11 protein-coding genes are annotated in these 11,131 nt (G+C 73.2%); 4 read left to right on the top strand and 7 right to left on the bottom strand.

The genetic code is table 11. The annotated features are described in order from the left end of the window. The first annotated feature begins 119 nt into the window (after positions 1-119). Together TR50_RS37680 and TR50_RS37685 are read left to right on the top strand one after the other, a co-directional pair. Positions 120-1,760 (top strand): AMP-binding protein, encoded by a 1,641-nt coding sequence (locus TR50_RS37680; RefSeq protein ID WP_042433259.1) that lies wholly within the window; start codon positions 120-122, stop codon positions 1,758-1,760. A 208-nt stretch (positions 1,761-1,968) separates the two neighbouring features. Beyond that, complete coding sequence (locus TR50_RS37685) at positions 1,969-2,295, top strand: carboxymuconolactone decarboxylase family protein (protein ID WP_042433262.1); 327 nt, start codon at positions 1,969-1,971, stop codon at positions 2,293-2,295. 84 nt (positions 2,296-2,379) lie between these two features. Here TR50_RS37685 and TR50_RS37690 read toward each other — a convergent pair whose 3' ends face one another. The 3 genes from TR50_RS37690 to TR50_RS37700 all read right to left on the bottom strand — a co-directional run bounded on the left by TR50_RS37690 (position 2,380) and on the right by TR50_RS37700 (position 5,201). Beyond that, positions 2,380-3,387, bottom strand: a complete 1,008-nt coding sequence (locus TR50_RS37690; RefSeq protein WP_236654756.1) for a trypsin-like serine peptidase — start codon at positions 3,385-3,387, stop codon at positions 2,380-2,382. Between the two features lie 132 nt (positions 3,388-3,519). After that, positions 3,520-4,512 (bottom strand): DMT family transporter, encoded by a 993-nt coding sequence (locus TR50_RS37695; protein WP_052441785.1) that lies wholly within the window; start codon positions 4,510-4,512, stop codon positions 3,520-3,522. A 269-nt stretch (positions 4,513-4,781) separates the two neighbouring features. Next, positions 4,782-5,201, bottom strand: coding sequence for a TOBE domain-containing protein (locus TR50_RS37700; RefSeq protein WP_042433268.1), 420 nt, complete (start codon positions 5,199-5,201; stop codon positions 4,782-4,784). 285 nt (positions 5,202-5,486) lie between these two features. Here TR50_RS37700 and modA (TR50_RS37705) point away from each other — a divergent pair, with 285 nt between their 5' ends. Further along, the gene (modA, locus tag TR50_RS37705; protein ID WP_042433271.1) at positions 5,487-6,350 is read left to right on the top strand and encodes a molybdate ABC transporter substrate-binding protein; all 864 of its coding nucleotides are present in this window, start codon (positions 5,487-5,489) and stop codon (positions 6,348-6,350) included. A gap of 3 nt (positions 6,351-6,353) precedes the next feature. Here modA (TR50_RS37705) and TR50_RS37710 read toward each other — a convergent pair whose 3' ends face one another. The 4 genes from TR50_RS37710 to TR50_RS37725 form a co-directional block, all read right to left on the bottom strand. Then, a complete protein-coding gene (locus tag TR50_RS37710; RefSeq protein WP_042433273.1) occupies positions 6,354-7,460 on the bottom strand; it encodes an ABC transporter ATP-binding protein in 1,107 nt (368 codons plus the stop codon). 392 nt (positions 7,461-7,852) lie between these two features. Continuing rightward, entirely contained in the window at positions 7,853-8,818 is a 966-nt protein-coding gene (locus TR50_RS37715; protein ID WP_439654273.1) for an ABC transporter permease, read from the bottom strand. A 4-nt stretch (positions 8,819-8,822) separates the two neighbouring features. Continuing rightward, complete coding sequence (gene modA, locus TR50_RS37720) at positions 8,823-9,662, bottom strand: molybdate ABC transporter substrate-binding protein (protein ID WP_042433276.1); 840 nt, start codon at positions 9,660-9,662, stop codon at positions 8,823-8,825. Between the two features lie 74 nt (positions 9,663-9,736). Further along, positions 9,737-10,129, bottom strand: coding sequence for a TOBE domain-containing protein (locus TR50_RS37725; RefSeq protein ID WP_201776927.1), 393 nt, complete (start codon positions 10,127-10,129; stop codon positions 9,737-9,739). A gap of 224 nt (positions 10,130-10,353) precedes the next feature. On the opposite strand from TR50_RS37725, the gene TR50_RS37730 reads away from it, so the two are divergent. Then, a partial coding sequence (locus tag TR50_RS37730) for an MFS transporter (protein ID WP_042433279.1) occupies positions 10,354-11,131 on the top strand: 778 nt, incomplete at its 3' end.

The following is an 11,131-nucleotide window of genomic DNA, read 5'->3' on the forward strand; positions in this document are numbered from 1 at the left end:
CCGCATATCTTGATCACGGACCGCGCCGCACGCTTCCGGTGTGGAACCGTCGACACCAACTCACCACTCCCCTAGGCTCCGAGCCATCAAACCCCGTCGTGAACAGGGAGCCCTCGCCCATGTCCGTCGAGCTCGATCCGGGTCTCTCGCACCGCCGAGGCACGTCCGTGCCACCGCTTCCCGAGGCCACCGTGAGCGCCGACCTCGCCCGCACCGCGCGTGCGTTTCCCGCCAACGACGCGCTCGTGGAACGCGCCACCGGGCGCCGCTGGACCTACGCCGAGTTCGACGCCGCCGTGGACGAGCTGGCCCGGGGGCTGCTGGCCGCCGGGATCGAGGCCGGCGACCGGGTCGGCATCTGGTCGCCGAACTGCGCGGAGTGGGTGGTGACCCAGTACGCGGCCGCGCGCGCCGGGGCGATCCTGGTCAACCTCAACCCCGCCTACCGCCGCCACGAGATAGCCTACGCGCTGCAGCAGTCCGGCACCAAGCTGCTGGTCTCGGCCACACGCGTGAAGACCAGCGACTACGTCGCGCTGGTGCAGGCCGTCCGCGAGGAGTGCCCGGAGCTGGAGCGGGTGGTGTTCATCGGCACTCCCGACTGGGACGCCCTGGTCGAGGGCGGCGCCGCCGTTCCGCTGTCCGCGCTGCGCGAGCGCGAGGCGGGCCTGTCCCCGGACGACGCGGCCAACATCCAGTACACCTCCGGGACGACGGGCCGCCCCAAGGGCGCGACGCTGTCCCACCGCAACATCCTCGGCAACGGCTTCCAGGTGGCCGAGGTGCAGGGCTGGACGGAGCGGGACCGCGTCTGCGTGCCGGTGCCCTTCTACCACTGCTTCGGCATGGTGATGGCCAACCTGGGCGCCACCTCGCACGGTTCGTGCATCGTCGTCCCCGGCGCGCTCTTCGACCCGGTGGACGCGCTGGACGCGGTCGAGGCGGAGCGCTGCACCGTGCTGTACGGCGTGCCGACGATGTTCATCGCCGAACTCGCCCAGTTGGAGGCCCACCCGGACCGCTGGGACCTGTCCACGCTGCGCACCGGCGTGATGGCCGGCTCGCCGTGCCCGGTGGAGGTGATGAAGCGGGTGATGGCCGAGATGGGCATGGCGGAGGTGACCATCGCCTACGGCATGACCGAGACCTCCCCGGTCTCCACGCAGACCCGCCCCGACGACTCGCTGGAGCACCGCGTCGCAACCGTGGGCCGGGTCCACCCGCACGTCGAGGTCAAGGTCGTCGACCCGGAGTCCGGCGCGACCGTCCCGGTCGGCGCGCCCGGCGAACTGTGCACACGCGGGTACTCGGTGATGATCGGTTACTGGAACGAGCCGGAGCGCACCGCGGAGGCCGTCGACGAGGACGGCTGGATGCACACCGGGGACCTGGCCGAGATGGCGGCGGACGGCTACGTCTCGATCGTCGGCCGGATCAAGGACATGGTGATCCGCGGCGGCGAGAACGTCTACCCCCGCGAGGTCGAGGAGTTCCTCTACACCCACCCGGACATCGAGGACGTCCAGGTGATCGGCGTCCCCGACGAGCGGTACGGCGAGGAGCTCATGGCCTGGGTCAAACTCCGTCCCGGAGCGGCGGAGCTGACGGCGGAGCACGTGCGCGGGTTCTGCGCGGGCAAGCTCGCCCACTACAAGATCCCGCGTTACGTGCATCTGGTGGACGCCTTCCCGATGACCGTCACCGGCAAGGTCCGCAAGGTCGAGATGCGTGAGGAGTCCCGCAGGCTGCTGGGGCTGTAGGCGTCCGGCCGGCCTCCGGGTGGGACCGGCGGGCCTCCGGGTGGGACCGGCGGGCCTCCGGGTGGGACCGGCGGGCGTCCGGGTGGGCGCCGTCGGCATGCGCCCCACCCGGAATGCACCTAGCTTCGAAGGGGCAAGCCGCCGACCCGCTGAGCGACGAGCGCCCCTGCGGTCCGTGCGGTCGGCCACGCACCTACCGGAGGCACGCATGACCACTGCATCATCTGACACCCCCGTCCTCGACACCCTGGCCGCCATGACGGTCGACTCGCTCGAGCGCTGCGGCCTGGACGCCAAGACGCTCATGTGCACCCGCATCGCCGCGCTCGCGGCGATGGACGCGCCGGCGATCTCCTACCTGGCCCACATGGGCCCGGCCATGGACGCCGGCATGACGGCCGCCGAGCTTCAGGACGTGCTCGTCGCCGTCGCCCCGATCATCGGCACCGCCCGGGTCATGGCCGCGGCGGGCCACATCACCCAGGCGCTCGGCATCGCCATCGCCGTCTCCGACGCCGAGATGCCGACCCCGTAAGGCGACGGCCCGGCAGCCGGCAGCCGCAGCCCCCGACGCTCGACAGGAGAGCGTCGGGGGCTCTGCGCGCCGGCACGGGCCCGATCAACCGCCTTCCGCGACGGCCCGGTTGTAGAGGGCGAGCACGTCGTCGTCGAAGTACGGGCTGTAGGAGACGTCCGGGGTGTCCCCGCCCTGCTGGTAGCCGCCGATGACCCCGATGACCGTGCCGGTGCGCGTGTGCCGGTCGAAGCCGGTGAGCCAGGGACTGCCGCTGGTGCCCCCGGGGAAGGAGGGGCAGGAGATCTTCATCTGGAAGGCGCTCTGCTGCGTCGTGGTGTTGAAGCACGCGATCGGCTCGCCCGCGTTCGCGGGGTAGCCGGTGAGCGCGACGGTGCGTCCGAAGCCGGCGTTGACGCCGAGCTTGTTGCCTCCGAGCACCGAGGCGATGGTCTTCCCGTCGACGGCGCCCAGCACCAGGAACGCCACGTCCAGGTCCGGGTCGGTGGAGTCGATCCAGCGCTGGTCGACCACGATGCTGCGGATCGGCCACTCGCCCTGCGGCTCGACGCCGTCGCGGTAGCCGGGCACGAAGACGATGTCGGTGTTGTAGCTCCCGCCCTTGCCGCCGTGGACGCAGTGCGCGGCCGTCACCACCATGCTCTGGCCCTGGCTCTGCACGACGCTGCCGGTGCAGAAGTGGTCGCCGGTGCCGCTGTGCGCGAAGATCGCGCCGACGCGCGCGGTGACCTGGTTGGCGGGGGCCGTGGCCGTCTTCCCGCCGTGGGCGGAGACGGCCCGCGTGAGCCGCTCCTGCCTCCACGCCGAGGGCGACGGAAGCGACCGGACGACGGCTTCGCCGGAGCTTCCGTGCGTCGCGGCGCCGAGCCCGGTCCCGCTGGGAGCCGCGGCCGCGGCCGCCCCCGAGGCCCCGGGGCTCCCGGACGCCGGCGTGCTGGACGCGGCGGTGCTCCCGCTCCCGCACGCCGCCATCAGCGCGGCGGCCAACGCGACCGCGGCCCCGGTCATGAGCCGGACCCGGGCGACGCTCCGCCGCGCGGGCCAGGCCCGTCGCTCCCTCAACCGCTCCCGCAGCCGTTCCCGCACACCCATGCGCCGCGCCCCTCCGTGGGATCCGCATCACCGCTCGCTCGGTCCGTTCGGGCTCCATCCTGGGACGCGACGTGGACCGACGCATGACGGCGCGCCGGTCCACGCGGGTGCTCCCGAACCGCCCGGGAGGCGTCAGCGCCTCGCGCGGGACGACCGTGCCGGGACGACGAGGAACGCCAGCGCGACGGCCAGCACCACCAGGCCGCACCAGGAGACCCACGGCAGCCGCTCACCCAGCACGACGACCCCGAGCACGGCCGCGACCGCCGGCTCGGCCAGCGTCAGGGTCGTGGCCACCTGCGCGCTGGTCCGCCGCAGGCCGTAGCCGAAGAGCCGGTAGGCGAGGAAGGTGGTGATCACCGCGAGGTGCAGCACCACCGCCGCGCCGCGCGGCGTCGCCAGCCAGGCGAAGCCGCTGCCCAGCAGGACGGGCAGCACCAGCAGCGCCGCGGCGCCGAACATCGTGCCGAGCACGGCGCCCGAGGCGTGGCCGTGCGCGATGAGCCTGCCGCCGACCAGTGTGTAGACCGCGTACGACAGCCCGGAGACGGTGGCGAGCGCGACGCCCGGCAGGTCGACGGGCGCGGTGCCGGACGCGAGGTCGGGCCCGAGGACGAGGACCGCGCAGCCGAGGACGGCCGCGGCCGTGGCGAGCCCCCAGCGGGCGGTCGGCCGCGCCTGACCGGTCAGCCACGCCAGCAGGCCGGTGAAGACCGGCGCGCTGCCGAGGGCGACCACCGTCGAGACGGCCACGCCGGAGCGCGCCACCGCCGGGTAGAAGCTGAGCGGGTAGCCGACGACGGCGACCGCGCCGAGGGCCAGCAGCCGGCGTTCCGCCCGGGTGCAGTGACGCGGGAGCGTCCGCGCGCCGCGGCTGGACAGCAGGAGCAGCAACCCGCCCAGCACCAGCCCCGCCGCCCCGACGGCGACGGGGGACGCGCCCGCGGGCGCGAAGGACGCCACCGTCCCGGTCGTGCCCCACAGTACGGAGGTGACGAGGATCGGCGCGGGCCCGCGCAGCAGGTCGGGCCCGCTCGCGTGCGGGTGGGGGCGGGGGTGGGCGGTGGTCGAGACCGCCGGACGGGAGGTGGGGTCGAGCGGAGAAGGAGTCGTGCGATTCGGCACAGTCGTGGACTTCCGTTGTCGAGAACCGTTCGGGGAAGCGGATTCGCAACGGGCGCACGCCAGGGAACCCGGTCTTCGCCGGGTGTGCTTCGAGTCAGACCGTCAGCAGGTGCGCCCGTTCAGGCGCACAGCGGGGGCAGGACGGCGTGCCAGTAGAGGTCCACGGGAGCGACCCTACCCGACCCGGGCTCCGGGACGGCAGGGAAAACGGGATCACGAAGACGGCAGCAGGTCATCTGCAAAGGGCCGTCGGCATCAGGCCCTCGGCATCAGGCGGTGGCCAGGGCGACCTCGGTGGACTTGATGAGCGCCACGACGGAGGAGCCGACCGCGAGGCCGAGGTCGGTGGCGGCGTCCTTGGTGATGGCGGCGGTGAGCTCGCCGCCCTGCACCGAGAGCTTGACGGTCGCCATCGCGTTGCCGGTCGCGACGTCGGTGACCGTGCCGGGGATCTGGTTGCGGATGCTGACGCCGGTCACCGGCCCGGTGGCGAGGGAGACCTCGGTGGACTTGACCATCACGCGCACGGCGCTCCCCTCGGCCAGCCCGAGGTCCTTCACCGCGTCGACCGTGACGGCGGCGGTGATGTCCTGACCTCCGTCGAGCCGCGCCTTCACGGTCGCCATGGCCTCTCCGGGCGTGACGGACGTGACGGTGCCCGGCAGCTGGTTGCGGATGCTCAGAGTCATGACGGACGACCTCGCAAAAAATAGGATCGGAATTTCCCGGCCTTTCACCGATTACTCTACCGACCCGCTCCGGCCACGGCTTCCAAAACGGCATTCGCCAGGAAACGACGGAGCGTCCCCCAGCAATTCCCAGACAATTCCTGCTTTCCCCTGGCAGGTGCGAGCCCCCTTCTCGAAGGCCTGGCAGATGCGAGGGAGCGGCGTCATTCAGCTGGGCTAATGCAAGGCTGATGTCCCGTGTCGCCTGGCATGCTCCGTTCTAGGCTGGACGACTACGACACCCCCTTGCGACAGGAAGAACCGAACGTGAGTCGCCCCACCACCGCAGGCGTCATCGCCGCCGCACTCCTGGCGCTCAGCGCCTGCTCCTCCAGCAGTTCGAACAGTTCATCGGCAAACCAGTCCGCCTCGGCTTCGCCGTCCGTGACGGGAACAGTCACGGTTTTCGCCGCCGCCTCACTGCAACAGACCTTCACCCAACTGGGGAAGATGTTCGAAACCGCTCATCCCGGCACCCATGTCGTCTTCAACTTCGGCGGCAGTGACACCCTCGCGGCCAGCATCGTCAACGGGGCGCCGGCCGACGTCTTCGCGTCCGCCAGCCCGGCGACCATGAAGACGGTCACCGACAAGGGGGATGCCGCGAGCACCCCGGTCACCTTCGTCAGCAACGAGCTGGAGATCGCCGTCGAGCCCGGCAATCCGATGAACGTCACCACGCTGCAGGATCTGTCCAAGTCCTCGCTCAAGGTCGTGCTCTGCGCCAAGACCGTGCCCTGCGGCGCGGCCGCCCAGAAGGCGTTGTCCACCGGACATGTGACGGTCACGCCCGTCAGCTACGAGCAGGACGTCACCGCGGTGCTCACCAAGGTCGAACTGAAGGAGGCCGACGCCGGGCTGGTCTACCAGACGGACGTCAAAGGCTCCGGCGGCAAGGTCACCGGCGTCAACTTCCCCGAGGCCGCTTCGGCGATCAACGACTACCCGATCGCCACCCTCACCCACGCCCCCAACCCCACCGGGGCCCAGCAGTTCGTCGCGCTCGTCGAGTCACCCGAAGGACAGAAGGTCCTCACCGACGCCGGCTTCCAGAAGCCCACGGCGTCGTCCTCGTCGCCGTCCTCGTCGCCGTCCCCGACGTCCTCCTAGTCGTCATGCCGGGTAGGCGCGGGTCTGGGAGGCCTTGACGGCGGCCCAGACCTCGCTGCCCTCGTGGAGGCCGAGCTCGGCGACGGAGGCCGGGGTGAGGTCGGCGGTCAGACGCAGCGGGCCGAGGAGGTCGAGGCGGACCTGGTCGCCGTGGCGTTCCATGCCGACGACGGTCACCGGCCACTGGTTGCGCGCGCTGGTGTCCGGACGGGCACGGTGGACCGTGACCGCGGCCGGGGGGAACGCCGCGAAGACGGGGCCGTCGGCGGCGTCCGCGACGGCGAGGGACGGACCCGCGTCGAGGGCGACGTCGTGCCCTGCGGCGGTGCCGCGGAAAAGGTTGAGGCCGACCAGCCGGGCGATGTAGTCGCTGCGCGGGTGCCGGGCGATGTCCGCGGGCGCGCCCTCCTGGACGGCACGACCGTCCTCCAGCACGACCAGACGGTCCGCCAGGACCATGGCGTCGAGCGGGTCGTGGGTGACCAGGACCGCGACCGCCTCGAACGCGGCCAGGTGGCGGCGCAGCGTCGTGCGGACCTCCAGCCGGGTGCGGGCGTCGAGCGCGGCCATGGGCTCGTCGAGCAGCAGCAGGCGCGGCCGGGGCGCGAGGGCCCGCGCGAGGGCGACGCGCTGGGCCTGGCCGCCCGAGAGGGCGCGCGGGCGCGAGCGGGCGAGGTCGGCGAGGCCGACGCGCTCCAGCCACTCGTACGCGTGGGCCCGGGCCTCGGCCTTGGCCTGCCCGCGGGCGCGCAGGCCGAAGGCGACGTTGTCGAGCGCGGACAGATGCGGGAAGAGCAGGTAGTCCTGGAACACGACGCCGACAGGCCGCCGCTCGGTGGGCACGCACACGCGGACCGCCGGGTCCTCCAGGAGCGTGCCGTCGAGGCGCAGGTGACCGCCGGTCAGGCGGGTGAGGCCGGCCAGGGCGCGCAACGCGGTCGTCTTTCCGGCGCCGTTCGGGCCGAGCAGCGCGACGACCTCACCGGACGCGGCGGTGAGCGCGAGGTCGAGCGAGAAGACGCCGCGGTCCACGACCAGCCGCGCGTCCAGCGCGGGAGCGGCACGCAACCCGCCCTCGGCGTCAGCGCCCGGCCGTGACGAGTGCTCCAACCCTCCGGCCTCCCCCGACCCGGCAGGCCCGGACGCGGCCACGCGCGACGACTCGGAGTCACCCACGGGAACGTCGGGCCCGGCCGCGTGGACACCAGCCGCGGCATCAGCGCCCGGCCGTGACGGGTGCCCCGGCCCCCCGGCCTCCCCTGACCCGGCAGCCCCGGACGCGGCCACACGCGGCGGCTCGGAGTCACCCACGGGCACGTCGGGCCTGGCCGCGTCAGCGGCCGGTCGTGACGGGTGCCCCGGCCTGTCGGTCGTGCCCGACGCGTCGGGCCCGGGGGCGGCCGCGCGCGTCCGCTGCTCCGGGTTCGGTGCGGGGTCGCCCGACACCCCAGCCGCGCCCTGCGCGTCAGCGGCGGGCGATGTGGAGTCCGGCGGAGGGGTCGTCATGCCTGGGCTCCCGTCGTCCAGCGGCCGCGCAGGGCCAGGAGGACCGCGAGGGAGACCGCGAGGAGTACGAGGCTCAGAGCGACGGCGGCGTCCGGACTGTCCTGGAGTTCGAGGTAGACCGCGAGCGGCAGCGTCTGCGTGGTGCCGGGGAAGTTGCCGGCGAAGGTGATGGTCGCGCCGAACTCGCCCAGCGCGCGGGCCCAGGCCAGGACCGCGCCCGCGCCGACGCCGGGCGCGATCAGCGGCAGGGTGACCCGGCGGAAGACCTCGAAGCGGGACGCGCCGAGCGTCAACGCGGCCTCCTCGTAGCGGGTGTCGGCTCCGCGCAGCGCGCCCTCGACGCTGAGGACCAGGAAGGGCATGGCCACGAACGCCTCCGCCACGACGACGCCCGCCGTGGTGAACGGCAGCGTGATGCCGAAGGCGCTGTCGAGCCAGCGGCCGATGATGCCGTTGCGGCCCAGCACCAGCAGCAGGGCGACGCCGCCGACGACGGGCGGCATCACCAGCGGGAGGGTGACCAGCGTGCGGGCGAGCCGCCGTCCGGGGAAGTCGGTGCGGGCGAGCAGCCAGGCCAGTGGCACGCCGAGCACCAGGGAGACGGCGGTCGCGGCCGTCGCCGTGGTGAGCGAGAGCCTCAGCGCCGGCCAGACGACGTCGCCGCTGAGCAGCTCCGGCATCGACCGCCAGGGCGCGCGGACGAGCAGGCCGACGAACGGCAGCACCAGGAAGGCGAGGCCGATGACGGCGGGCACGAACAGCGCCCACGGCCGCCCGCTCCCGCCCGACGCCACACGAGTCCCTCCCGCGGGAGCCCCCGTCGCGTGTTCCGCGCCGCGCCCCCCGCGCGCGGCGCGGAACACGCGGGCGGCCCGGAACCGGCGCGGTCCGCCGGTCAGCACCTCGACCGGCGACGACTTCTCGTCGCCGTCACCGGTCTTGGCGTCGTGCTCGTCCGTCACGGCGTCACGGAGCCTGGAAGCCCGCCGCGGCGAGGACCTGCTCGCCCTGCGAGGAGGCCACGAAGGCCGCGAAGGCGGCCGCGGCGGCGGCGTTGCCGCTGCCCTTGAGGGCGGCGATCGGGTAGGTGGTGATGGCCTTGGCGGCCTCGGGGAAGTCCACCCCGGTGACCTTGCCCTTGGCGCCCTGCACGTCCGTCTTGTAGACGAGCGCGGCGTCCACCTCGCCCAGCTCGACCTTGTTGAGCGCCGAGGTGACGTCCTGCTCGAGCGTGACGGGGGTGAGCTTGACCCCGCTCGCCGCCAGAGCCTTGACCGCCGCCGCGCCGCAGGGGACGGTCTTGGCGCACAGCGCCACCTTGACGCCGGAACCGGTGAGGCCCGCGAGGGTGGTCAGGTGCTTGGGGTTGCCGGGGGCGACGGCGATCTCCAGCTCGTTCTTGGCGAAGTCGACGGGCGCGCCGACCGCGTCGCCCTTGGAGGCGACGGTCTGCATGGTCGTGGTGCTCGCGGCGGCGAAGACGTCGGCGGGGGCGCCGGAGACGATCGAGGCGGCCAGGGTGTCACTGCCGCCGAAGTTGAAGGTGACCGTGGTGCCCGGGTGGGCGGCCTCGAACTCCTTGCCGAGCTCGGTGAAGGTGTTCTTCAGCGACGCCGCGGCGAAGACCGTGATCTTGCCGCTGACGGCCGCGCCGGAGGCGGTGGAGGACGCAGAGGCCGAGGCCGACGAGCCGGAGGAGCCCGCAGTGGAGGACGAGGAGCTGCAGGCGGCGAGCCCGAGCAGGGCGAGCGCGGCGGTGGCGGCGACGGCGGTGCGGCGCAGGCGCGGCACGGAGCGAGTGGTCATACGGGAACCCCCAAGGTTCTTCGGCTGTAAGGCTCTACGGAGGATGGGAACGTCGGCTCCGGACGGACCGCGGCTCAGGTCCGTTCGACGACGACGTTGGTCGACTTGATCACAGCCACGGCCGGCACGCCGGGCTCCAGGCCCAGTTCCTCAGCGGACTCCCTGCTGATCAGCGAGACCACGCGGAACGGCCCCGCCTGGATCTCCACCTGCGCGGCGACGTCCCCGAGGATCACCTCGGTGACGATGCCGCGGAAGCGGTTGCGCGCCGAGGAGGGCATACCCTCCTCGGACGTCTCCGACCGCGCGAGTTCGCGGGCGAAGGCGGCGAGTTCGGGGCCCGGCACGATGCGGTGACCGTGTTCGTCCCGCTGCGCGCAGAGCCGGCCCGCGTCGACCCAGCGGCGCATGGTGTCCGCGCTGACGCCGAGCAGAGCGGCGGCCTCGCCGATCCGATAGCTGTTCACGTGCCGATCATCCTGTCGCACCTGCCGCCCCTTCGTCACTCGTAGCATGGCACAAGCGAGGCGTATGGCGAACTTCCTCTCGCATGTGCGGGCCTCCAGTGATCATCACACCGGTTCGTGCGTCCTCCGCACGCGGTCCGCATGCTGACCGATCGGGTCCCGGAAGCGGAATCCGCCCTTAGGATCTTGGTACGGACCATCGGTGCATCGATGCTGGGGGCGGCATGGGGAGTGGACAGGACGGCCAGGAGACGCGGACGCTGCGCCGGGCCCGGACCTCGGTCGCGGCGGTCTTCGCGATCCATGGCGCGGCGGCGGGCAGCTTCGCCACCCGGATCCCCTGGATCAAGGACCACCTCCACCTCTCCGCGGGCCAGTTGGGCCTCGCCCTGGTCGCGCCCGCGATCGGCTCGTTCACCTCGATGCCGCTCGCGGGGCGGGTGCTGCACGCACGCGGGCACCGCGCCGGGAACCGGCTGCTGATCTGCCTCTACGCCGCCGCGCTCGCGCTGCCCGCACTGGCGCCGAACCTGCCGCTGCTGGTCCTCGCGCTGTTCGCCTACGGCGCGACGGCGGGGGTCGCGGACGTGGCGATGAACGCCCAGGCCGTGGAGGTGGAGGCACGGCTCGGCCGGTCCGTCATGTCGGGGCTGCACGGGATGTGGAGCGTCGGCGGCCTGCTGGCCTCCGGCGTCGGCATCGCGGCGGCCGCTCTCGCCCTGCCCGGCTCCGTCCACCTGCCGGTCATGGCCGCCTGCCTGGTACTGCTCGCGCTGCCGGCCTGCCGCGGCCTGCTGGACGTGCGGCCGGAGCCGGAGGAGGAGGCGCCGCCGCGGTTCGCCCTGCCGCCGCGTTCGGCGTTCGCGATCGGCCTGGTGGGCTTCTGCGCCGTCTTCGCCGAGGGCGCGGGCGGCGACTGGAGCGGGGTGTACCTGCGCTCCGTCGCGGGAGCGGCTCCGGCCGTGGCGGCGGCGAGCTACACCGCGTTCGCGGGCACCATGG

Origin of the sequence: Streptacidiphilus anmyonensis (genome assembly GCF_000787855.1) — a bacterium.
Lineage (GTDB): Bacteria > Actinomycetota > Actinomycetes > Streptomycetales > Streptomycetaceae > Streptacidiphilus > Streptacidiphilus anmyonensis.